Consider the following 23,377-nt stretch of genomic DNA (forward strand, 5'->3'; position numbering starts at 1 on the left):
AGGCTGCGGTTTTCGGACGGTAATCCGTTGGCGGCCGCCGCTCAAACGCTGGTGACAAACCCGTCCAGCACACGTTTCTGGCCGGCCTTGTCAAAGTCGATGGTCAGCTTGTTGCCGTCGATGGCGGCGATATTGCCGTTGCCGAATTTCTGGTGGAAGACGCGGTCGCCGAGCTTGAATGGCGAAGGTGTGTCGGCGACCGATTTGGCGACCAGCTCGCCTTCGATGGTGCGGCCTTTCACCGAGGTGCGGCCGGCGCCATAGCCGCTGTCAGTCTCGCCATAGCCGATGCGTTCGACCTGGTGGCCGGAGCGTGTGCCCCAGTTGCGGTCGGTCGCTTCGGTGCGGTTCGCCTGCGCGCGCTGCCAGCCGGGCGTCGCATAGGTGTTGGAGAAGCTGCCGGATTTTTCCGCACCGATATTGTCGAAGCGCGAAGCGCCGTAGGGATTCTGCCGGCCGCCGCCGCGGCCCGAGGCGAAGGAGCCGCCGCCATAGGGATTGCCGTAGCCGCCATAGGAATTGCCGCCGTCGGCGACATCGACATGGGCTTCCGGCAATTCATTGACGAAACGCGACGGAATGGTCGATTGCCACAGGCCGTGAATCTGGCGGTTTGAGACGAACCAGACGTGCAGGTTCTTTTTCGCGCGCGTCAGGCCAACATAGGCGAGGCGGCGTTCTTCCTCGAGGCCGGAGCGGCCGCCTTCGTCCAGCGCGCGCTGATGCGGGAACAGACCTTCCTCCCAGCCGGGCAAGAATACGGTCTCGAATTCAAGCCCTTTCGCCGAATGCAGCGTCATGATCGAGACCGCATCGAGCGATTCGCCCTGCTCGGCCTCCATGACCAGCGCGACATGCTCGAGGAAGGAACGCAGGGATTCATACTCCTCCATGGAGCGGATCAGTTCCTTGAGGTTCTCCAGCCGCCCGGGCGCTTCCGCCGAACGGTCGTTTTTCCACATGTCGGTGTAGCCGCTCTCCTCGAGGATGGTCTCGGCGAGCTCGGTGTGCGGCGTGGTCTCCAGCGCCTTCTGCCAGCGCTCGAAATTGGCCGCGACCTCGCGGAGCGCGGCGCGCGGCTTCGGCTTCAGCTCGTCGCTTTCGGCCAGCGTCGCCGCGGCCTCAAGCATCGGGATTTGCATGGCGCGCGCGGTGTCGTGGATCTGGCGGATGGTGGCTTCGCCGAGCCCGCGCTTCGGCACGTTGACAATGCGCTCGAAGGCAAGGTCGTCGCCGCTGTTGGCGACGACGCGGAAGAAGGCCAGCGCGTCGCGGATTTCCAACCGTTCGTAGAAACGCGGGCCGCCGATGACGCGGTAGCTCAAGCCGAGCGTGATGAAGCGGTCTTCGAAGGCGCGCATCTGGAAGGACGCGCGCACCAGGATCGCCATATCGTTGAGGTTGTGCTTTTGCCGCTGGTAGGCCTCGATCGCCTCGCCGATGGCGCGCGCCTCTTCCTCCGAATCCCAGGCGGCATGGACATGCACCTTGTCGTCCTCGGGATCGTTGCGGTCGGTGAACAGCGTCTTGCCGAAGCGGCCTTCGTTGAAGGCGATGAGATGCGACGCGGCGCCGAGGATATGCGCGGTCGAGCGGTAGTTGCGCTCGAGCCTTATGATGGTGGCGCCGGGAAAATCCTTGTCGAAGCGCAGGATGTTGTCGACTTCGGCGCCGCGCCAGCCATAGATCGACTGGTCGTCGTCGCCGACGCAGCAAATGTTGACAGTGGATCGACGCCGGTTTCCCTCCCCCTTGAGGGGAGGGTGGCCGGGTGAAGCCCGGTCGGGAGGGGTCCTCGCGGCAGTGCTCGACGCTCCGGCGCCTGATGACTGGGCGGCGCCTTCCGCGGCGACCCCCTCCGTCCGCTTCGCGGACACCTCCCCCTCAAGGGGGGAGGATTGCGGCCTCTGCGCCAACAAGCGCAGCCACATGTATTGCGCGGTATTGGTGTCCTGGTACTCGTCGACCAGGATGTATTTGAACTTGCGGTGATAGTCCTTCAGCACGTCCGGATAGGCGCGGAAGATGCGGATCGGGTGATAGAGGAGATCGCCGAAGTCGCAGGAATTCAGCGTCTGCAGCCGTTCCTGATAGGCCTTGTAGAGCTGGCGCCCCTTGCCGTTGCCGAAGCTGCGCGCGTCGCCTTCCGGAATCTCGTCGGTGCCAAGGCCCTTGTTCTTCCAGTTGTCGATCATCTGCGCGAAGGTCTTGGCCGGCCAGCGCTTGTCGTCCAGATTTTCGGCCTGGATCAGCTGCTTGATCAGCCGCACCACGTCATCGGTATCGAGGATGGTGAAATCGGATTTCAATCCGGCAAGCTCGGCATGCCGGCGCAGCAGCTTGACGCCGATCGAGTGGAAGGTGCCGAGCCAGGGCATGCCCTCGACATTCTGCTCGCCGATCAGCAAGCCGATGCGCTGCTTCATCTCGCGCGCGGCCTTGTTGGTGAAGGTGACGGCGAGAATCTGCGAGGGGAAGGCCCTGCCGGTGGCAAGGATGTGGGCGATTCGCGTGGTGAGCACCCGCGTCTTGCCGGTGCCGGCGCCGGCCAGCACCAGAACCGGGCCTTCGGTCGTTTCAACAGCGAGCCGCTGTTCGGGATTGAGGCCGTTCAGATAATCGGGCGCACGGTTCTGCGCGTTGCGTGCGGCCATGGCGCGCGCGGCAAGGCCGGATGGGGCGGCGGGCCGCGCATTCGGTTCGTCAAAAAAGGGCATGTCTTCCGAAAAGCCGGACATCGCCCCCGAATGTAGTGATTCGGCAGCGAAAGGCCAGAAGTGTCTCCGTTTTGTTCTAGTTGTCCCTATTCGGGGCCGGCTTGACAGGCGCAACTTGCGAGAGAAAGCTGCCAACAGGGCAGGGACGGCAAGCCGTTGCCTCAGAGGCGCCGCACCGCGCAACAGTCGAAGGAGTATCGTCTTGGCTGTCACCATCACCTCCCTCGTCCTTTTGCTTATCGGCCTGGTCCTCGGCGGCGGCGGCATCTGGCTGGTGACGTTGGGTGGCAGCTGGTACTACCTGATTGCCGGACTGGCCTTCCTGATCACCGCCTGGCTCGTTTTCCGCCGCAGATCGACAGGGCTCTGGCTCTATGCGGCGATCGTGCTCGCCTCGCTGTGCTGGGCGGTGTGGGAAACCGGCTTTGATTGGTGGCAGCTCGGCCCGCGCGGCGGCATCATCGTTCTCATCGCGCTCTGGCTGCTGACGCCATGGGCCAGGCGGGGATTCACCGGTCCGGACGGACGCGCTCCGCTCATCCTGGCGGTGCTCGCATCGCTTGCAGTGGCCGGCTATTCGATGACCGCCGATCCGAAGGACATCGGCGGCACGCTCAACACCGATAAGGTGACGCCGACGGCCAATCTCGGCGGCGACATACCGGCGGGCGAATGGCATTTCTACGGCCGCACGCCGTTCGGCCAGCGTTACTCGCCGCTCGCTCAGATCACGCCGGACAATGTCGCCAAGCTGCAGCCGGCCTGGACCTACCGCACCGGCGACATGAAGGGTCCGGACGACATCGGCGAGACGACCTATCAGGTAACGCCACTCAAGGTCGGTGATGCGCTCTACATCTGCACGCCCCACAATTTCGCCATCGCCATCGATGCCGCGACCGGCAAGGAGAAATGGCGCTACGACCCGAAGATCAAGCTCGATCCCAACCGCCAGCACCAGACCTGCCGCGGAGTTTCCTATTACGCCGATGCGAAGATCGCGGCGGGCCAGCCCTGCGCGGCACGCATCTACCTGCCGACTTCGGACGCCCGGCTTATCGCCCTCGACGCCGCGAACGGGCAAGTTTGTCCGTCCTTCGCCGAAGGCGGCACGCTGAACCTGATGGCCAACATGCCCTTTCCGAAGTCGGGCTACTACTATTCGACCTCGGCACCGCTCATCCTCGCCGGCAAGATCATCGTTGGGGGCGCGGTCAACGACAATTATTCGACCGAGGAGCCGTCGGGCGTCATCCGCGCCTATGACGCGGGCACCGGCGCGCTGTTGTGGAATTGGGATTCCGGCAAACCGGATCAGACGACGCCGCTGCCGGCGGGGCAGAAATACACCAATAATTCGCCCAACATGTGGTCAACGGCGAGCGCCGACGAGAAGCTTGGCCTGCTCTACCTGCCGCTCGGCAACCAGACGCCCGACCAGCTCGGCATGGGCCGCAGCGCCAATGTCGAAAAATTCTCCTCCTCGATCACCGCGCTCGACCTCAACACCGGACAGTTGCGCTGGGTGCGCCAGACCGTGCATCACGACCTGTGGGACATGGACGTGCCGGCGCAGCCGACGCTGGTCGACATCACGACGGGGAGCGGCGTGGTGCCGGCACTGGTAGGGCCGACCAAGCAGGGCGATCTCTATGTGCTCGATCGGCGCACTGGCGAACCGATCATTCCGGTGAAGGAAGTGCCGGCACCGGGCGGAGCGATCGAAGGCGACCATACCTCGCCGACGCAGCCGTCGTCCGACCTGTCGTTCAACCCGAAGCCGCTGACCGGCGCCGACATGTGGGGCATCACCATGTTCGATCAGCTGGCGTGCCGGATCGAACTGAAGACACTGCGTTACGAGGGACGCTACACGCCGCCCTCGCTGCAGGGCACGCTGGTCTATCCCGGCAATTTCGGCGTGTTCAACTGGGGCGGGGTCGCGGTCGACCCGGTGCGGCAGGTGATGTTCGGCATGCCGACTTATCTCGCTTTCACGTCGAAACTCATTCCGCGCGCGGACGTGCCGCCGCCCGGCGACACCAAGGGCAGCGAGCAGGGGCTCAACCGCAATGAGGGCGCGCCTTACGCGGTGGTGATGGGGCCATTCCTGTCGCCGCTCGGCATTCCCTGTCAGGCGCCGCCCTGGGGCTATGTCGCCGGCGTCGACTTGAGGACCGGGCAGATCGCCTACAAGCATCGCAACGGCACCGTCTACGACATGACGCCGCTGCCCCTGCCGCTCAAGGTCGGCGTTCCAGGCATCGGCGGGCCGATGATCACGGCCGGTGGCGTTGCCTTCCTCGGGGCCGCGGTCGACGACTATCTGCGCGCATATGACCTTACGACGGGCAAGCAGCTCTGGCGCGCGAGGCTGCCGGCCGGCGGCCAGTCGACACCGATGACCTACACCGTCGCCGACGGCCGCCAGTTCGTGGTCATCGTCGCCGGCGGCCACGGCTCGGTCGGTACCAAGCCGGGCGATTATGTGATGGCTTACACGCTGCCCAAGTAGACGAGGACATCCAATCGCGCCGGCCTTTTTCGCCGAGCACGTGGCCAAGCGCCTGCAGCGACGACAGCAAGCGCCGCCTCAGCCAGCCGCTACGCCGGAGGCCATCACGTTCCCGGCATTCCCCTTTTTGCCGTTCGGACCGGGCGGGGCCGCTCCGCAGTTTTCCGTCCCACCGTGACAGCACCATCAACTTTTTCGGAATGACTAAAATGTGATGGATGCGGAAGCCACCGGCAATCGTCATGGTCGAAGTTCGGGTCGAGTGCCGTTGTCGCCGGCGGATGACTGGACCGTGCGCGTTCTAACCCTATCTTGCGCGTCAAACAGTCGTCGAGGAGAGCCATGACCGAACCTGTCGCCAAGCCTGTCGTCACACAGCCCATCATCACTCAGGCGATGATCGATGCCTATGACGAATATACGCATCTGACGCTCGACCGGCGGCGCTTCATGGAGCAATTGACTCGGCTCGCTGGATCGGGCGCCGCGGCCGCCGCGATCGCGCCGATGCTGGCTGCGAATTCGGCCAAGGCGGCGATCGTCGCCGAGAACGATCCGAGGGTGAAGGGCGAGGACATTACCTATCCCGGCAGCAGCGGCGAGATGAAGGGCTATCTGGTCAAGCCGGCGAATCAGTCCGGCAAACTCGGCACGGTGATCGTCGTCCATGAGAACCGGGGGCTCAATGCGCATATCCGTGACGTCGCCCGGCGCGTGGCGCTGGAAGGCTTCGTCGCGCTGGCGCCGGACTTCCTGTCGCCGCTCGGCGGCACGCCAGCCGACGAGGACAAGGCGCGCGACATGTTCAGCAAGCTCGATGCTGCCCAAGTCGCGGCCGACGGCGTAGCGACGGTCGCCTATCTCAAGACTTACCAAGACAGCAACGGCAAGGTCGGCGCGGTCGGCTTCTGCTGGGGTGGCGGCACGGTGAACACGCTCGCGGTCAATGCGCCGGACCTCAGTGCCGGCGTCGCCTATTACGGCATGCAGCCTAAGGCCGAGGATGTGCCGAAGATCAAGGCGGCGCTGCTGCTGCATTATGCCGGGCTGGACGAGCGCATCAATGCCGGCATCGACGCCTACAAGAAGGCGCTCGACGCCGCACATGTCGAATACACCGTTTATGTCTATGACGGCGTCAACCACGCCTTCAACAACGACACCTCGGCCGCGCGCTACGACAAGAAGGCGGCCGATCTGGCCTGGGGGAGGACGGTCGCCTTCCTTAAGGAGAAACTGGCCTGAGGTGTGTTGATATTCAGGTTAGCCCGGCCTGCGAATGGCGGCTTCCTGCGCTTCCGGTGCTCACGTACTTCAAAGTACGCTCCGCTCTGGTTCTCGGAATCCACCATTCTCGGCTCGGCCTGACCTGAATCTCAACACACCTCGACGGGCGGCGGATCACTCCGGCGCTGGCTTGTGCATGGCGACGCCCGCCACAACCAGCGCGATGCCGAGGCAATCGGTAAGGCTCGGAACCTGCCTGAGCACGACCACGCCGATCAGGGTCGCGATGAGCGGCAAGAGCGATAGCATGAGCGCGAAGCTCGCGCGCGGCAGCCGCGCCATGGCGAGCTGATCGCAAATGTAGGGGATGACGGAGGAGCAGAGGCCGACGCCGATACCGGCGATCAGCAGTTGCGGCGCCGAGAAGGCTGGCAGCGCCTCGCTGAGGCCGACCGGCAGCACGACGAGGAAGGCGATCGCCATGGCGGTGCCGAGGCCGGCGACGCCGAGGCCTGTCCGGGCGATGCGGTGGCCCAAAACGATATAGCCGATGAACAGCGCGCCGTTGAGAAAAGCCCAGAACAGGCCGACGGGATCGCTCGACCATTTGACATCGATGAGCAGCAACGTGCCGGCGACAGCGATGGCGAGCGCCGCGAAATTGCGCGGGGTTCTGAGGCCGACCATCGCGACGCCTATGGTGCCGACAAATTCGATCGCGGCGACCAGCGAGATCGGCAGGCGGTCTAGAGCCAGATAGAAGGCGCAGTTCATCACCGCCAGGCAGGCGCCGAAGGCCAACAGCAGCAGGCGGGCCGAGCGGTCGGCGCGCGTGAAAACCGTCCATGGCCTGGTAAGCGGCGCGAAGACGAGCGCGGCCGTGGCGATGCGCAGCCAGGCCATGCCGAGCACGCCGACCTGAGCGAACAGCAGCGCGGCGAAGGCCGGCCCAAGATAGTGGAAGATCGCGCTGACGCAGAACCAGACATGCGGCGGCACCGCATCGGCCAGTCCGGCGAGGGCAGGGCGTGCAGCGTCGGTGTCGCTGCCGGCCCGGTTTGTCGGACGAACTTGCGCTTCAGAATTCATAGGGTCATTATCGCAGGCGAACTTCGCGACTTATATGGATGATGCGCAGGCCCCGATCGCCGTTCACCTTCTGAAGAAAAGAGAATTATTTGAAACGCCTTCGAAATGAAAATGGCGAGCTGGATGCGGCGGACCTGAAGATCCTGCGACTCCTGGAAAAGGATGCGCGCACCAGCACGGCGGAGCTGGCGCGCGCCGTCGGGCTCTCGGCGCCGAGCGTGGCCGAACGCATTCGCAAGCTGCAGGAGAATGGCGTGATCAAAGCCTATACGGTGAAGATCAATCCGGCGGCGCTCGGCATGAAGCTGTCGGCATGGCTACGAATCCGGCCGGTCCCGGGGCAGCTTGCCGTGGTGGCCGGCATCATCCGCGACCTGCCGGAAATCGCCCAATGCGACCGGGTGACCGGCGAGGATTGCTTCATCGCGCTCGCGCATGTCGGCTCGGTGGCCGAGTTGGAGCGGGTGATCGACAAAATTATTCCATATGCGATGACCAACACCGCCATCATACAGTCGTCGCCGGTCGAGGCGCGCTCGCCGCTTGGCAGTTTAAGGGAGCGCTGAAGGCTCAGTGTGACCGCGTCTCATACGCGCCTGCTTGAGAATCGCGCGCCAGCGGATCATGTCGAAGGGGATGGGCTCGTTGTTGTTGGCGATGTGGAAGATCTCGTTGTTGACGTTCTTCAACGATCGCCAGAAATCATAGTCGGTGATGCGCGGATCGGCCGCCAACCGCTCCACTTCGACCTTGATGTCGGTTTTCATGCACTGTCCTCGCACCGCATTCCGCCTGCCGCCCGCGCGTAAACCCGGTGCGGCGGTTTTCGAACGCGCCACTGAGTCGTTCAACAGACTCAATCGGCTTGTTCACGTTAAAACCTTGGTAAGGTTAACGCGGGTGTCCGGGTTTTCAAGCGCTCTTGCGTTTGATGCCGATCGAACGGCCGGCACGCTCCGGCATCGGCAACGCGGCGTGGGCAGCGCGCATGGCTTCAACCTGTGCCATCACATCGGCCGGGAAGGGAGCGACCCTCGGCCCGGCCATGTCGACATGCAGCGCAAGCTGCTCGGACGTCGCGGCCAGCCAGCCATCGACGTGGCGAATCTCCTGATAGGCCCTCAGCCGCTTCTCGTCGTGGTCGATGAGCTGGAACGAGACCTTCACCTTGTGGTCGAGGTGAAGCTCCTGCACGTAGCAGACATGGACTTCCGCCGTGTAGATGGTGAGGCGGCGGTCCCTGGCATAGTTCGGTCCCATGCCCATCAGCTCGAACGCTTCGTCCGAGCAGCGGTCGAACAGCACGTTGTAATAGGCCATGTTGAGATGGCCGTTATAGTCGATCCAGTCCTTCTCGATCGCCATCGGGCTGGAAATGATCGGCGCGGGCATCGTCATTTGGTTTTCCTTGATCGTCGCTGGACAGGGCCTGGCTGGTGAGGTTCTCTTCGCTCTGGCGCAATTCCGGAGCTTCGCTCTTTTCCTGGAATTGCTTTAGGCATCATCCATAGCTGCATTACAAGAGTGGCCGCTGGTCCATTCGCGGAGGAATTCATGGCTTTGAGCGACCTCAACCCCGTCGAGCGCAACGAGGAAGGCATCGCCGCCGCGCTCGGCATCCTCAAGCAGCGGTTCGGCGAGCGTTTTCAGACCGGCGAGGCGATCCGCGACCAGCATGCGCACACCACCACCTACATCCCGACCCAGCCGCCGGATGGCGTCGTCTTCGCCGAAAGCACGCCGGAGGTGCAGGAGATCGTGCGCACCTGCGCCGCGCATCGTGTGCCGGTCATTGCCTTCGGCGTCGGCTCCTCGCTCGAGGGCCACACCAATGCGCCGGGCGGCGGCATATCCATCGACACCTCTCGCATGAACCGCATCCTCTCGGTCAATCCGCAGGATCTCGACTGCACGGTCGAGCCCGGAGTGACACGCGAGGATCTCAACCGCCATTTGCGCGACACCGGCCTGTTCTTCCCGATCGACCCCGGCGCCAATGCCTCGCTGGGCGGCATGGCGGCAACACGGGCGTCGGGCACCAATGCCGTGCGCTACGGCACGATGCGCGACAACGTGCTGTCGCTGACGGCGGTGATGGCCGACGGCGAGGCAGTGACGACCGGCAAGCGGGCAAAGAAAAGCTCGGCCGGCTACGACTTGACGCGGCTCTTGGTCGGCTCGGAAGGCACGCTCGGCATCATCACATCACTGACGCTCAGGCTGCAGGGCATTCCGCAGGCGATCTCCGGCGGCGTCTGCCCGTTCCCGACCTTGGAGGCCGCATGCAACGCAGTGATAGCGACCATTCAGATGGGCATCCCGGTGGCGCGCATCGAACTGGTCAACGCGCTGCAGATGCGGGCGATGAAGAATTATTCGAAGCTCGACTACCCCGAGAGCCCGTGCCTTTTCGTCGAATTTCACGGCAGCGACGCCGGTGTCGCCGAACAGGCCGAGACTTTCGGCATGATCGCCGAGGAGAATGGCGGCGGACCATTCCTGTGGACCAGCGTCGCCGAGGAGCGGACGAAGCTCTGGAAGGCGCGGCACGACGCCTACTGGTCGTCGCTGACGCTGCGCCCCGGCGCCAAGGGGCTTTCGACCGATGTCTGCGTGCCGATCTCCCGGCTTGCCGAATGCGTCACCGAGACCGAAGCCGACATTGCCGAAATGGGCCTGATCGCGCCGATCGTCGGCCACGCCGGCGACGGCAATTTCCATGTGCTGGTGCTGATGGATGTCGACAGCCCGCAGGAGATCGCACTCGCTGAAAAATTCGTCGCGCGGCTCAACATGCGGGCGATCGCCATGGAAGGCACCTGCACCGGCGAACACGGCATCGGCCAAGGCAAGGTAAGCTTCCTGCGCCATGAACTCGGCCATGGCGTTGACGTCATGCGCACCATCAAGCAGGCGCTCGACCCGCTGAACATCATGAACCCCGGCAAGATCTTGCCGAGAGCCTAGAAGCCGAGGGTTGCAGCCGAATTGCCTCTTTATCGCCGCGCGGATGCGGGTAGAGTGCGGCTGACTTTAATCCTAGGCTTTGGGGCCGATGCTCGCTCGCCTGTTCGTGATCTTCGGTGGCTTGTTCGTGCTGGTGCTGTGCGCGGCGCTGGTGGTGCCGTATTTCATCGACTGGACCGGCTACCGCGCCGATTTCGAGCGCGAGGCGAGCACCATCCTCGGCCGCAAGGTGACCGTGAAAGGCGACGCGACCGCGCGGCTCTTGCCATTCCCTTCGGTGACCTTCTCCAATGTCGAGGTCGCAGGCGGCCCTGGGGGACAGCCGGCGATGACGATGGAGACCTTCTCCATGGACGCGGAGCTGGCGCCGTTCCTGCGCGGCGAACTGCTGATCTTCGACATGCGGCTGGTGCATCCGAAGGCGACCATCGATGTTGCCGGCGACGGCACGGTCGACTGGGCGATTCGGCCGTCGACGCCCTTCGATCCCGGACAGATCGCGATCGAGAAGCTGACGGTGACCGAAGGGCAGATCGAATTGCGCCATGCCGCCGGCGGGCGCAGCCATTTTATCTCCGAGATCAACTCGACCGTTTCGGCAAAGTCGCTCGCCGGTCCATGGCGGATGGACGGCTCGCTGCGCTTCGACGGCCTGCGCGCGGAAGTCTCGGCCTCAACCGGCAGAGCGGAAGCCGACGGCCAGATGCGGGTCAGACTCAAAGCCGACCCGGATGCCTATCCGCTCATCATCGAGACAGACGGCAACGCCGGCATCGTCAAAGGCGCGGCGGTCTATTCCGGTCAGTTCAAGGTTTCGGCCTCTGACAAGAATGGGGCCGACAGGAGCTCGGCCGAATTGCGCGGCACTGACGGCGAGCCCGTGAAGGTCAGCGCCGGCAAGCCCGATCCCGGCTTCCGGCTGAACGGCAAATTCGCGCTCGACCATCAGAAGCTCGGTGTCGATGAATTCCGCTTCGAGACCGGACCGCTCGACAACCCCTATACCGCCGACGGCAAGGCCTCGGTCGATCTCGGCCTGAAACCGCATTTTTCGATCGAAGCGAACGGCGCGCAGGTGCAGTTCGACGAGGCGGTGGGCGCATCCGCAGGTGCCGGATTGACGCTCGACCAGCGTATCGCGGCGTTCGAGCAGACGCTTCAGCACATGCCGAAGCCGACGATACCGGGCACGGTCGAGGTCAGGCTGCCGGCCGTGGTGGCGGGCGATACCACGGTTCGCGACGTGCGGCTCTCGGCGGAGCCGGCCGAAGGCGGGTGGTCGGTGAAGTCGCTCGCCGCGACACTGCCCGGGCGGGCGACGCTTGAAGCCGACGGCATGCTGAACGTCGAGGACCATTTCGGCTTCACCGGATCCCTGCTGCTTGCCGTCGGACAGCCGTCCGGTTTCGCCGCCTGGCTGTCGAAGGATGTCGACGACGCGATCCGCCGTCTGCCGGCGGCGGGCTTCAAGGCCAAGGTCGATCTCAGCGAGAACCGGCAGTCGTTCAGCGACCTCGAGCTGATCCTCGGCAAGGCGAAATTTTCCGGCCGCATCGATTCCAGCCAGCCCGATGGCGCCAGGCCCTCGGTGCTGATGCAGCTGGAGGGCGGCGAGCTCGACGTCGATGGGCTGGCGGCCTTCGCCTCGATCTTCGTCAGCGACAAGGGCGCCAACCGCTTCTCCGACCGCGACCTCGATTTCCAGATCAAGGCGGGCCCGGTCAGCGCCGCCGGGCTGACCGCCGACAGAGTGGATACGGCGTTGAGGCTGCGCAAGGGCCTGCTCGAGATCGACCGGCTCTCGGTCGGAGGGCTCGCCGGCGCTTCGATCAGCGCCACCGGGCGCATCAAGGATTTTCCGGAAAGCCCGACCGGCAACCTCGACGCATCCGTGGTGGCCGTCGATCTCAAACCGCTCATAGATGTCGCAGCCCAGCATTATCCGGACAATCAGGTTCTGAAAGGCCTGGCTGCCCGTGTTGCTGCCTATCCGGAGCTGTTCCAGGACGCCCGGATCGACCTGGTGACAAGTGCCGCCGACAATGGCGACAGCACCACCGGACTCGCGCTCTCCGCGCAAGGCAAGGCCGGCGGTTCCGCCTTCTCGGCTTCGCTTTCGGGCAGGGGGACGCGGGATCGGCTTCCCGATGCGCCGGTATCGATCACCTTCAATGCCAGGAACGAGAACGCCGCCACGCTGCTTGCACTCTACGGCCTGCCGGCGCTGCCGCTCGGCATGCTTGGACAGGCCACCACCGATATCACGGCCAAAGGCTCGCTGGGCGGCGGTCTGGCAACCAGCTTCAACCTGACGGCCGACGATTTCAGGGCGAGCTTTGACGGGACCATCGCCGAGACAGGGCAAGGCGCCACCGCCAAGGGCAAGGTCAATCTCGACGCCGCCGATATCGAGCCATGGCTGATGACGACAGGTGTTGGGCTGCCCGGCATGGGCACCGGCACGTCGGCTTCGCTCGCCAGCGATGCCGACTTCGGCAATGGGCTTCTGGTGCTGAGCGGGCTCAGCGGCGCCATCAACAAGGCGACTGTGTCCGGCGACGTCAACGCCGACATGAAAGACGGACTGCCGCATCTTGCCGGCGCGCTGGCGCTTGATGAGCTCGACCTCGATCCGTTGGCGGTGTCGCTGTTCGGCGACCAGTCCTTCCTCGCCGGGAAGGACGGTGGCTGGCCGACGACGCCGTTCAGCCGGAAATCGACCCTGCCGTTCAGCGCCGATCTCGACCTCAACACGGCGGCCCTTGCCGCCGGACCGTTCGCGACCGCGCATGACGCGACGCTGTCGCTGAAGCTCGACCGGGAAGGCATCCGTGTCTCGGACCTCAAAGCCAAGCTCTATGAGGGCACGCTGACCGGCCTGTTCGAGCTCAAGAACACGGAGGGCACCGGTCTGTTATCGGGTCAGTTGAAGCTGGCGGGCAGTGACCTTGCCGCAGTGCTGCCTGGCGCCGGAATCAGCGGCAGCGGCGACATTTCGGCCGCGCTGTCGACCAGCGGCAAGTCTGTCGATGCGATGATCGCCGCCCTGTCAGGGTCCGGCACGGCCGCGCTGAAGGGACTGACCATCGCCGGCATCAATCCCGATGCTTTTGCCCCCGTCATCGCCAAGGCCGATGCAATCGGACGCGACATCGATGCCGCCAAGACCGCCGGCTTCGCGCCTGAGATCGCCGGACAGGGAAGTTTCGCGGCCGGCAACACCGATATCCCCTTCACCGTTGCCAATGGCACGCTGCGGGCGCCGCCGATCAGCCTCGACAATCCGGCGGCGACGCTGTCGGCGGACGTTACCGCCGACCTCGATGCGAGCACGCTGGCCGCCAAGGGAGCGATCACCTATCGACCGGGCGACGAGGCGCTTGTCGGCTCCGAACCGGCTGTGAACTTCAGCCTTGCAGGCCAGATCGGGGCGACGTCGCTCCAGTTCGACAGCGCGCCGCTGGCGCAGTTCCTGACCCAGCGCGCGCTGGAGAAGGAGCAGCAGCGCGTCGAGGCGATGCAGGCGGCGCTGCTCGAGAAGCAGAGGCTGCGGCGCGAGGTGCGCTACTACGCTGCGCTGCAGACGGAGCGCGACCGGGCGGCCGAGGAACTGCGCCGGCAAGAGGAAGAGGCGCGGCAGAAAGCCGAGGCTGAAGCCAGGGCGAAAGCCGAAGCGGAGGCGCAAGCGAAGGCAGAAGCCGAGGCGCAAGCCAAAGCGGAAGAAGAGGCAAGGGCAAAAGCGGAAGCCGACGCCAAGGCTCAGGCCGAGGCCGAGGCGCGCGCCGAGGCCGAGGCTGATGCGCAAGCAGAGGCGGAAGCCGATGCCAAGGCAAAGGCCGAGCAACAGGCCGCAGCCGCGAAAGCCCAGGCCGAGGCGGATCGCAAGCGTGCCGAGCAGGCGAGGCTGGAAGCTGAACGCAGGGCGGTTGAGCAGGCGCCAAAAGTCGACCGGTCGCTTCCCGGCGTCAACGACGGTTCCGTTCCAGAGCCGCCGAAGCCCAAGTCCAATCCGTTCACGATCGACAACCTCCTGAAGTCGCTGGACGGCGGTTGAAACCCATTATTCCAGGAAAACTGCATAGCGGTTCCGCCCGGAATCGCGGGCGAACAAAACACCCAAGACGTCGCGAAGGACAGCGCTGGATGTAGCGCTCAAACCGGCTCCTGCCGCGAAAGCAGGCGCTTGAGCATAGGTTCGATGCGGGCAAGCTCGTCGAGATGGGCGGCCGACAATTCGGCGAGACGGTCGTCGGCGAGCGGGGTGAGTTGCAGCAGGACGCGGCGGTGGTCGGCCTTGTCTTGATCCCGCGCGACCAAGCCGGCCTCGCTCAGCCGATTCACCAGTTCGACGGCGCTGTGGTGGCGGATGCGCAACCGCTCCGCCAGATCGCCCACTGCCACCGGCCCGCCGCCGGGATAGCCCTTGATCGCCAGCAGCGCCTGGTGCTGGCGCGGGGTCAAGCCCGCCTCATTCGCCTGCAACTGGCTGAATTCGAGGAAGCGGCGGATCAGGTAGCGGAACTCCGAAAGCCGCTGATAGTCGGCCTGGCTGATGGCGGGACGTGGTTTCTTCGGATGCGTCATGCCACGACTTATCGCCCTTTCCGGCCAAAGCTCAACTCTTATGAAAGCCTGGCGCATCCAGGACCAAATGACGCGGAGCAACCACCAAAAACGGCCTTGAAGAATTATATCGTGTTACGATATGTAGCCGGCCGACAACCGGACGGTACCGCGCCGCCAGAAAGCTCAGGCTCCCCAATGAAATCCGCTCATGCCGGAAACGGCCATCTCCGCGACTTCACCACCGATCCGCGGGTGCTCATCATCGCCGCCATCGCAGTCGTTGTGGCGACCGCCGGGCTGTTTGCCGGCATCGCGCTGTTGAAGCTGATAAGGCTCGCCACCAACATCGCCTATTTCGGCCAGTTCACACTGGCCGAGCTCAGGCTCGAGGACACGCCGCTCGGCTATGCCGCCGTGCTGGTTCCAGTGATCGGCGCGCTGGTCATCGGGCTGATGGCGCGCTTCGGCAGCGAAAAGATCCGCGGCCACGGCATTCCGGAAGCCATCGAAGCAATCCTGCTCGGCCGCTCGCGGCTCGACGCCAAAGTGGCGGTATTGAAGCCATTGTCGTCGGCGATCTCGATCGGCTCCGGCGGACCGTTCGGCGCCGAGGGGCCGATCATCATGACCGGCGGGGCGATCGGCTCGCTGATCGCGCAGATGCTGCCGGTCAGCGACAATGAACGCAAGACGTTGCTGGTTGCGGGCGCGGCGGCCGGCATGACGACCGTGTTCGGCACGCCGATCGCGGCAATCATGCTCGCCGTCGAGCTGCTGCTGTTCGAATGGACGCCGCGCAGCTTCATCCCGGTCGCCGTCGCCGCCATCGTCGCCGAGGTCGAACGCACCTTGCTGCACCTGCCCGGACCGATCTTCCCGTTCTCGGGCAGCATGGAAGCGTCGATCGCCGGATTGGGTGGCTGGGTGCTGGTCGGGATTGCCGCCGGCCTGCTCTCCGGCTTGCTGACGCAAATGGTCTATGCGTGCGAGGACGCCTTCCAGAAGCTGCCGATACACTGGATGTGGTGGCCGATGATCGGCGGCCTGGTGGTCGGTATCGGCGGACTGATCGAGCCGCAGGCGCTCGGTGTCGGCTACGACAACATCGCCAACATGTTGGATGGCCATGTGCTGGCGGCGGCCGCACTGACGCTTTTGGTGGTCAAGGCCATTGTCTGGTCGGTGGCGCTGGGTTCGGGAACGTCGGGCGGCGTGCTGGCGCCGCTCTTGATCATGGGCGGCGCGATGGGCGCGGTGCTTGCCGGTATCCTGCCCGAGGCGACGCCCGGCTTCTGGCCGCTGCTGGCGATGGCCGCGACCATGGGCGGCACCATGCGCGCGCCGCTGACCGCGACCTTCTTCGCGGTCGAACTCACCGGCAACACCCACATGCTGGTGCCGCTGATCGCAGCCTGCGCCACCGCCCATGCCGTCACCGTGCTGTTGATGAAGCGATCGATCCTGACCGAAAAGGTGGCGCGGCGCGGACACCACCTCGTTCGCGAATACCGCGTCGATCCCTTCGCGCTGACCAGGGTGCGCGAGGTGATGACGACCAAGGTCGAGAGCGTGCCGGCGACGATGACGCTGCACGGCGCGGCGGCATTCCTGACCGCGCCGGACACGCGCCATCCGAGCTTTCCTGTGATCGACGAGAAAGGCCATGTGCTCGGCCTCATCGATCCGCCGGCGATCCTGCGTTGGCGCCGCGCCGGCAAGCACCGCAAGACGACGCTCGGCGAACTTTTGGCCGGCAGCAAGGTCACGCTCGCCTATCCCGACGAATATCTGGAAGGACTGTCAGACAAGCTGCTCCTGGCCAACGTCTCGCATCTGCCGGTCGTCTCGCGCGAGGATGCACGGCTGGTCGGCTATATCGGCTGGAGGGACCTGATGCGGGTGCGGTCGAAAAAACAGGCCGAGGAACGCGACCGTTCGGCCCTGCTCAGCTTCGGCGCCAAGCGCAAGGCGCAGGAAAGCCTCGGCGATCCGGTCTGAGGCCGGTCAAGACGCCTTGCCGCCGCGCTTTGCCCAGGCGAGCACGTAGAGTCTGAGCGCGGAGGAGAGGTTGGCGTCACGGGTCCGCGTTTCGTCGATCTCGGCAACGAGGGCCGCGAGCGACAGCGAACGTTGCGTCGCGATCGTCACCAAGTCGTCGTAGAAGGGCTGCTCCAGGGAAAAACTGGTGCGGTGGCCGCGGATCGTCACCGAGCGTTTTTCGACAGCGGCCATCCGGGCGCTCAGCGCCGGTCCGGATCGCCGGGCTTTTCGCGGCGATGGCCGTCCATGAATTTTTCCGTCATGTCGGACGTCAGCCGGTCACGCTCGCGCTCGGCTTTGGAACGGCCGTGCAATGCCCGGTTTTCCCCGGCCAGGCGTTCCTTCTCGATGCGCGCTTTCTGCTTGCGGGCCTGGCGGAGATTGACGACCTCGCCCATTTCCCCGGCTCACTTCTTGCGAAAGGCGTCGAGCGAAACCACTTCGGCACCCTTGCCGCCGGTATCGGCGGCAGCCGGCTTCTTCTCGGCCTCGGTGGCCTTTTTCTTCGATTCCGGTTTCTTTTCGGTCACGACCGCGATCGGCAGCTCCGGGGCCGGCGCGGCGTCGTCGTCTTCCGCTGCGTTGTCCGCCTTGACGTCGAATTCGAGTTCGAAATTCACTGATGGGTCATAGAAACCGCGCACGGCGGAGAAGGGGATTTCGAGCTTTTCGGGCACGTCGGAAAAGGAGAGTCCCACCTCGAAACCGGTGTCGGTCACCTTCAGGTCCCAGTACTGGAACTGGATGACGATGGTCATCTGCTCCGGATAACGCTCGCGCAGCCGCGAGGAGATGCGCACGCCCGGCGCGCCGGTCAGGAAGGTGATGAAGAAATGATGGTTGCCCGGAAGGCCCGTGCGCGCGACTTCGGCCAGGACCTTGCGCATGACGCCGCGCAATGCCTCCTGAGCCAGAATGTCGTAGCGGATGTGGTCGTCGGCCATGTGACGGTCGGGTTCCATTGAATCGTCCGCATAGCTGTAATCAAGCTTGGGCGCGGCGTAAACCGCATATAGGCGCCGAAAGCTAAGGCCAAGAGGGCTGGCGGCGATTTGATCGCTCAGGCGTGGGCGAGGGCGGCCTGCCGGGCGGCTGCCGCTTTCTTCCTGCCGAAGGCGGCCAGAAAGGTGTGCACGCCATTGGTCGCTGACCGCAACACCTCTTCCTCCGTCGGTATGCCGCCGAGCATGAAGGTTGTCTGCAACTCGGCGTTGACGAGTGCGAGGAACTGCCGCGCCGCCACGTCCGGATCGTCGATCGAGAGGTGCCCGGCATAGGCCAGCCGCGCGAAGCGGGCGGCAAGCGCCGACCAGGTGCGGCCCGGTCCCTGTTCGCGCCACTCGGCAAAAAGGTCGGGATAGCGCTCGCCCTCGGCCTGGATCAGCTTGCGCAGGAAGCGGCCGTCGCGGTTGCAGATACAGTTGCGGTTCATGCGCACCGCGAAGGCGACAAGATCGGCTTCGAGATCGGCGGGCTGGTCGGGAAAGGTGGCAATGGTGGCGAAGATGCCGGCATTGCAGCGCTCTGTCAGGTCGCGCACAATGGCCATGAACAGCTTTTCCTTATCGCCATGGTGATTGTAGACGGTCTGGCGCGAAACGCCGGCCTCGGCCGCGATCAGGTCGATATTGGCGCCGGCATAGCCTTCGCGGCAGAAGACCGAAGCGGCAGCATCAACCACCGATATGCGCTTGGCCTCATGGCTGCGTGGCGGGAAAGTGTCAGGAGAAACGCCGACCTTCATAAAAAACTATATAGCGATGATTGACGAATTGGACAAGCCTGTCTAAATTTGTAGACACAATAAAGCGAAGTCCGCTCCCGGGAACAACAGAATCGCGCTTTGAAGCGACGATGATTTCACATCCCGGATGTCGGGGTTCCACGGGATGGAACGTCCTCGGGTAGACGCCGGACCACGGCGGCAACCAGATCCGAAAGAAACCTTATCATGAGTCCCAAATTCCTCCGCATCGCGGTCGTGCTAGGCTTGTTGTCCGCAATCGGCCCGTTCGCCATCGATATGTACCTTCCCGCACTGCCTTCGATCGGTGCGGATTTGAAGGCTGGCACCGCCGCCGTGCAGATGAGCCTTTTGATCTTCTTCCTGTCGATGGGTTTCGGCCAGATCGTCGTCGGACCGATCTCGGACATGGTCGGGCGCAAGCTGCCGCTTTATGTCGGACTCGCGCTGTTCATGGTTGGCGGCGTCGGCTCGGCTATGGCGCCCAATATCGAGTGGTTGATCGCCTTCCGCTTCCTGCAGGGGCTCGGCGCCAGCGCCGGCATGGCAGTGCCGCGCGCCATCGTGCGTGACCTGCACACCGGCAACGAGGCCGCCAAGCTGATGTCGTTGCTGATGCTGGTGTTCTCGGTGTCGCCTATCCTCGCGCCGCTCACGGGCAGCCAGATCATCGAGAGCTTCGGCTGGCGTGCCGTGTTCTGGACGGTAACGGGCGCAGCAGCTTTAGCCACCATCCTGCTCGCGACCTCGCTGAAAGAGACGCGTTCGGCGGAGGAGCGCGCCAACTCGTCCTTCGGCACGGCACTTGCCGGTTACCGCTACCTGATGAGCGACCGCAACTTCCTTGGCCTGACGGCGATCGCCGGCTTCGGCATTGCGAGCTTCTTCGTCTATCTGTCGAGTTCGTCCTTCATCCTGATCGACCACTACGGCCTGTCGCCGTCGGTCTACAGCGTGTTCTTCTCGATCAACGCGGTCGCCTTCATCGGCATGTCGCAGCTGACCGGGATGCTGGCGGATCGCTTCGGCTTGAAGCGGGTCGTGTGGGTCGCGGTGACCGGCTATGCCACGGTGATGGTGGCGCTGTTCGCGATCATGGCATCCGGTGTCGACCGGCTCGACGTGATGGCGGCGCTGCTCTTTGTCGGCTACGGCTTCCTTGGCCTGGTCATTCCGACCACCTCCGTGCTGGCGATGGAAGAGCATGGCGAGATCGCCGGCACGGCATCGGCGCTGATGGGCACGCTGCATTTCGCCATTGGCGCGCTGGCCATGGGCGTGGCGGGCCTCTTCTTCGACGGCACGCCGCTGCCGATGGTGGCCGGCATCACGCTCTGCGCGGTGATTTCCTTCATGCTGGCCAAGCTGACGCTCGGCCGTGCGCGCGAACCGGTCGAAGCGCCTGCCGAGTAAGACGCGGATAGAAAATCGGAAGAGGCCGGGATTGCCCGGCCTTTTCAGCTCAGGCAGGACCGCAAGCATGCGCGCCAAGCATGCTTGGCCGTTCAATTGACTTGGAAAGAAGGCGAGGGGGAAGGTGGAGGTTTCTGTTGCCAGGTACCTCCGAACCCCGCCTAGAAGTGCGAACCTCTAGGGCTTGATTTGAAGCGTTCGCACTGCATTAAGCAGCGAGACGAGCTTCCGCATAGTTGTCGTTGGCAACTATAAGTTTAGCCCGATGACGGTGGTACAATGCCGGGCAAAAGTACGATCTTTACACCTTCGTCGATCCTATTTCGCCCCCAGCAAAAGCCGCTCCCTTTGGAAGAGCGGTTTTTGGTGGAGGCGCCGGGTACCGCCCCCGGGTCCGAACGGCTTATTTCATCGCCTGTTTATCGCCATAGTCGGTCAAGCCGACGAAGCGAATATAGGGAGCGGTTACGGAAAATGAAAGGGCCAAGTCGAGGCTTGTCCCCTGCGCCAAACTCGACAGCCGAGGGTTGACTTGCGCGTCTACTCAATCGAAGCTCCCCCGGCGATGAGGAATATCTGACCTAGCGCACAAGTTGCGCGGCGCGCCACAAGCCTCATCGATCGGATCCGTGGCGCCGACGAGGGGAAGTTTCATGGCCGACTATCTTGCGGATGTGAAGAAATACGATGCCGGCGCCAGCGCCGATGCGGTCGAGAAGATCGTCAAGCATCTTGGCATCGCGCTCAGGAACCGCGATTCCTCCCTGGTCTCCTGCGCGGACCCGAAGGAGCTCGAGCGGGTCCGGGACAACTGGGTGACCAAGAAGCTTGGGATTGCCGACGCCAAGAAGGCCGACGCCTCGATCGAGAAGGCGTGCAAGGCGATGGCCGCCGACAACACCAAGAGCCGCGTGACCTTCTATTATCTGGTGGCGAAGGACCTGGGCAAACTGGGTTCTCTGTGAGGCAAGGCCATCGGCAGCCGGCATGGCAACGTGCCGGCGCCGTGGATTTTTCGGCGCCGGATCGACATCCCTAGGCTTTGGGTATTCGACCGACACCCAGTCGGCTATGATCGCTTGTCATCCGAATCGAGGCCGAGCCGATGCGCCAATATCTCGACCTGTTGAAGCATGTGCTGGAGAACGGCTCCGATCGCGGCGACCGCACCGGTACCGGCACCCGCTCGGTGTTCGGCTACCAGATGCGCTTCGACCTTTCGCGCGGCTTCCCGGTCACCACCACCAAGAAGCTGCATCTGAAGTCGATCATCCACGAGTTGCTGTGGTTCCTGGCCGGCGACACCAACATCAAATATCTCAACGACAACGGCGTCACCATCTGGGACGAATGGGCTGACGAGAATGGCGATCTCGGCCCTGTCTACGGCAAGCAGTGGCGCTCATGGCCGGATGGGCACGGCGGCGAGATCGACCAGATCGCCGCCCTTCTCAAGGAGATACGCAAGAATCCCAATTCGCGCCGGCTGATCGTCTCAGCCTGGAATCCGGCCCAAGTGGAGGCGATGGCGCTGCCGCCCTGCCATTGCCTGTTCCAGTTCTACGTTTCGGAAGGCCGGCTCTCCTGCCAGCTCTATCAGCGCTCGGCCGACGTTTTCCTGGGCGTGCCGTTCAACATCGCATCCTACGCCCTGCTGACCATGATGATGGCGCAGGTCACCGGCCTGAAGCCTGGCGATTTCGTCCACACGCTCGGCGATGCGCATCTTTACTCGAACCATTTCGAGCAGGCGCGCGAGCAGATGCGGCGCACGCCGAAGCCGCTGCCGACGATGTGGATCAACCCGGATGTGAAGGATCTTTTTGCCTTCCGCTTCGAGGATTTCCGCCTCGAGAACTATTTTGCGGACGCCAATATCAAGGCGCCGATCGCGGTTTAAGGCCCGGTTTGAGCGCTGCCAGCGCTCAAGTCGCCAGCCAGTCCCGGCCATGACGTCGGAGGCCTTGATCACCTATAGGTCTGCTTGCCCAGTCGCAGATTGGCCACCGCTTCGTTGGTGATCGAAGCCGTGTCGGGGCGCCGCCGCCGATAGCTATCCTGACATGCGAGGTGGTCGCTCCCTCGACGATGACCTTGCCCTTCAGGATATTGCCGGCGCTGATCTACATCCGCCTATGCCTCGCTGTATCGAACGGACTTCACCGTGGGCTGGTGGGATCCTGACGCACAACGGCGCCGAGCCTAAAAATCCTTTTCTTGTTATGTTCATCCGGATATATCGATTCAGGGCTCGAGCCGAACGGATTTTCAGAAGAGGGCGAGGTTCCATGACGGGCAAGGGTTTTGGATTGAAGGCGATCGCCATTGGCGGACTGACGGCAGCGTTGACGGCGGCCTTGCCGGGGGCTCACGCCGACGGCAAGGTGATCGTGTTCGCCGCGGCCAGCCTCAAGGACGCGCTCGATGCGGTCAACAAAGCCTGCGAGCCCGAGGTCGGCGAAGCGGCGATCATTTCCTACGCAGCAAGCTCGGCGCTGGCCAAGCAGATCGAGGGCGGCGCGCCGGCCGATGTCTTCGTCTCGGCCGACCTCGACTGGATGAAGTATCTCTCCGACAAGAAGCTGACTAGGCCCGACACCGAGGTGAAGCTGCTTGGCAACCAGATCGTGCTCGTGGCGCCGCAAGACTCCAAGGTCGACGCGAAGGTCGAGAAGGGCTTCGACCTCGCCGGGCTCATCGGCGACGGTCGGCTCGCCATGGGCGATTTCAAGGCGGTGCCCGCCGGCAAATACGGCAAGGCGGCGCTGGAATCGCTGGGCGTCTGGTCCTCGGTCGAAAGCAAGGTCGCGCAGGCCGAGAATGTCCGCGCCGCGCTCAAGCTGGTGTCGACGGGCGAGGCCGCGCTCGGCATCGTCTACGCCACCGACGCCCATGCCGAAAAGGGCGTCAAGGTCGTCGGCACCTTCCCCGAGGATTCGCACCCGCCGATCATCTACCCGATTGCCCAGACCGCGGATTCGAAGGACAAGGATACGACTGCCTTCCTGAAATGCGTCGAGTCGGCCAAGGCCGCCGCGCTCTTCAAGGAACAGGGTTTTACGGTGCTCGCGCCGAGCAACTGAGAAAGACCTAACACCG

At 64.1% G+C, this 23,377-nt stretch carries 19 protein-coding genes, 1 other RNA gene and 1 pseudogene; 10 read left to right on the top strand and 11 right to left on the bottom strand.

Features of this window, described 5'->3' with window-relative positions:
• Positions 1 to 41: 41 nt before the first annotated feature.
• The gene (locus A9K71_RS04290) at positions 42 to 2,738 is read right to left on the bottom strand and encodes a UvrD-helicase domain-containing protein (protein ID WP_066990833.1); all 2,697 of its coding nucleotides are present in this window, start codon (positions 2,736 to 2,738) and stop codon (positions 42 to 44) included.
• A 181-nt stretch (positions 2,739 to 2,919) separates the two neighbouring features.
• Between A9K71_RS04290 and A9K71_RS04295 the strand changes: the two genes are divergently transcribed.
• Both A9K71_RS04295 and A9K71_RS04300 read left to right on the top strand, forming a co-directional pair.
• Positions 2,920 to 5,232, top strand: a complete 2,313-nt coding sequence (locus tag A9K71_RS04295) for a glucose/quinate/shikimate family membrane-bound PQQ-dependent dehydrogenase (RefSeq protein ID WP_066990837.1) — start codon at positions 2,920 to 2,922, stop codon at positions 5,230 to 5,232.
• Between the two features lie 342 nt (positions 5,233 to 5,574).
• Positions 5,575 to 6,477: a dienelactone hydrolase family protein gene (locus A9K71_RS04300; RefSeq protein ID WP_066990840.1), complete on the top strand. Its 903-nt coding sequence runs from the start codon at positions 5,575 to 5,577 to the stop codon at positions 6,475 to 6,477.
• Between the two features lie 156 nt (positions 6,478 to 6,633).
• Here the strand turns inward: A9K71_RS04300 and A9K71_RS04305 are convergent, their stop codons facing one another.
• A complete protein-coding gene (locus A9K71_RS04305) occupies positions 6,634 to 7,548 on the bottom strand; it encodes a DMT family transporter (RefSeq protein WP_066990843.1) in 915 nt (304 codons plus the stop codon).
• An 89-nt stretch (positions 7,549 to 7,637) separates the two neighbouring features.
• Here A9K71_RS04305 and A9K71_RS04310 point away from each other — a divergent pair, with 89 nt between their 5' ends.
• Complete coding sequence (locus A9K71_RS04310) at positions 7,638 to 8,114, top strand: Lrp/AsnC family transcriptional regulator (RefSeq protein ID WP_066990846.1); 477 nt, start codon at positions 7,638 to 7,640, stop codon at positions 8,112 to 8,114.
• Here A9K71_RS04310 and A9K71_RS04315 read toward each other — a convergent pair.
• On the bottom strand, positions 8,100 to 8,315 hold the full coding sequence (locus A9K71_RS04315; RefSeq protein ID WP_066990849.1) for a hypothetical protein: 216 nt from the start codon (positions 8,313 to 8,315) through the stop codon (positions 8,100 to 8,102). The genes A9K71_RS04310 and A9K71_RS04315 overlap by 15 nt on opposite strands.
• 145 nt (positions 8,316 to 8,460) lie before the next feature.
• Positions 8,461 to 8,946: a thioesterase family protein gene (locus A9K71_RS04320; RefSeq protein ID WP_066990856.1), complete on the bottom strand. Its 486-nt coding sequence runs from the start codon at positions 8,944 to 8,946 to the stop codon at positions 8,461 to 8,463.
• A gap of 156 nt (positions 8,947 to 9,102) precedes the next feature.
• On the opposite strand from A9K71_RS04320, the gene A9K71_RS04325 reads away from it, so the two are divergent.
• Together A9K71_RS04325 and A9K71_RS04330 are read left to right on the top strand one after the other, a co-directional pair.
• A complete protein-coding gene (locus tag A9K71_RS04325) occupies positions 9,103 to 10,515 on the top strand; it encodes an FAD-linked oxidase C-terminal domain-containing protein (protein ID WP_066990994.1) in 1,413 nt (470 codons plus the stop codon).
• 88 nt (positions 10,516 to 10,603) lie between these two features.
• Positions 10,604 to 14,569: an AsmA family protein gene (locus A9K71_RS04330; RefSeq protein WP_066990859.1), complete on the top strand. Its 3,966-nt coding sequence runs from the start codon at positions 10,604 to 10,606 to the stop codon at positions 14,567 to 14,569.
• A 98-nt stretch (positions 14,570 to 14,667) separates the two neighbouring features.
• Here the strand turns inward: A9K71_RS04330 and A9K71_RS04335 are convergent, their stop codons facing one another.
• Complete coding sequence (locus tag A9K71_RS04335; protein WP_066990862.1) at positions 14,668 to 15,099, bottom strand: helix-turn-helix domain-containing protein; 432 nt, start codon at positions 15,097 to 15,099, stop codon at positions 14,668 to 14,670.
• Between the two features lie 177 nt (positions 15,100 to 15,276).
• On the opposite strand from A9K71_RS04335, the gene A9K71_RS04340 reads away from it, so the two are divergent.
• A complete protein-coding gene (locus A9K71_RS04340) occupies positions 15,277 to 17,079 on the top strand; it encodes a chloride channel protein (RefSeq protein ID WP_066990865.1) in 1,803 nt (600 codons plus the stop codon).
• A gap of 6 nt (positions 17,080 to 17,085) precedes the next feature.
• Here A9K71_RS04340 and A9K71_RS04345 read toward each other — a convergent pair whose 3' ends face one another.
• The 4 genes from A9K71_RS04345 to A9K71_RS04360 form a co-directional block, all read right to left on the bottom strand.
• Positions 17,086 to 17,313 carry a ribbon-helix-helix domain-containing protein gene (locus A9K71_RS04345; protein WP_066990868.1) on the bottom strand — a complete coding sequence of 76 codons (228 nt, stop codon included), beginning with the start codon at positions 17,311 to 17,313 and terminating at the stop codon, positions 17,086 to 17,088.
• Positions 17,314 to 17,321: 8 nt separating this feature from the next.
• A complete protein-coding gene (locus tag A9K71_RS04350) occupies positions 17,322 to 17,519 on the bottom strand; it encodes a DUF4169 family protein (protein WP_066990872.1) in 198 nt (65 codons plus the stop codon).
• Positions 17,520 to 17,528: 9 nt separating this feature from the next.
• Entirely contained in the window at positions 17,529 to 18,065 is a 537-nt protein-coding gene (locus tag A9K71_RS04355; protein WP_066990875.1) for an SspB family protein, read from the bottom strand.
• Between the two features lie 116 nt (positions 18,066 to 18,181).
• Positions 18,182 to 18,865, bottom strand: coding sequence for a TetR/AcrR family transcriptional regulator (locus A9K71_RS04360; protein WP_066990878.1), 684 nt, complete (start codon positions 18,863 to 18,865; stop codon positions 18,182 to 18,184).
• A 207-nt stretch (positions 18,866 to 19,072) separates the two neighbouring features.
• Here A9K71_RS04360 and A9K71_RS04365 point away from each other — a divergent pair, with 207 nt between their 5' ends.
• On the top strand, positions 19,073 to 20,278 hold the full coding sequence (locus tag A9K71_RS04365) for a multidrug effflux MFS transporter (protein ID WP_066990881.1): 1,206 nt from the start codon (positions 19,073 to 19,075) through the stop codon (positions 20,276 to 20,278).
• Between the two features lie 123 nt (positions 20,279 to 20,401).
• Here A9K71_RS04365 and ssrA read toward each other — a convergent pair.
• Positions 20,402 to 20,762, bottom strand: a transfer-messenger RNA (tmRNA) gene (gene ssrA / locus A9K71_RS04370).
• Positions 20,763 to 20,931: 169 nt separating this feature from the next.
• Here ssrA and A9K71_RS04375 point away from each other — a divergent pair.
• Entirely contained in the window at positions 20,932 to 21,243 is a 312-nt protein-coding gene (locus A9K71_RS04375; RefSeq protein WP_066990883.1) for a DUF2853 family protein, read from the top strand.
• A gap of 140 nt (positions 21,244 to 21,383) precedes the next feature.
• Positions 21,384 to 22,178 carry a thymidylate synthase gene (locus tag A9K71_RS04380; RefSeq protein ID WP_066990886.1) on the top strand — a complete coding sequence of 265 codons (795 nt, stop codon included), beginning with the start codon at positions 21,384 to 21,386 and terminating at the stop codon, positions 22,176 to 22,178.
• A gap of 42 nt (positions 22,179 to 22,220) precedes the next feature.
• Here the strand turns inward: A9K71_RS04380 and A9K71_RS32315 are convergent.
• Positions 22,221 to 22,401 (bottom strand): annotated as a pseudogene (locus A9K71_RS32315) (TOBE domain-containing protein); the annotation flags it as partial.
• A gap of 165 nt (positions 22,402 to 22,566) precedes the next feature.
• On the opposite strand from A9K71_RS32315, the gene modA reads away from it, so the two are divergent.
• Positions 22,567 to 23,361 (top strand): molybdate ABC transporter substrate-binding protein, encoded by a 795-nt coding sequence (modA, locus tag A9K71_RS04385; RefSeq protein WP_066990888.1) that lies wholly within the window; start codon positions 22,567 to 22,569, stop codon positions 23,359 to 23,361.
• Positions 23,362 to 23,377 lie beyond the last annotated feature (16 nt).

This window comes from Mesorhizobium sp. WSM3873 (assembly GCF_001672445.1).
In the GTDB taxonomy this organism is placed as follows: domain Bacteria; phylum Pseudomonadota; class Alphaproteobacteria; order Rhizobiales; family Rhizobiaceae; genus Mesorhizobium.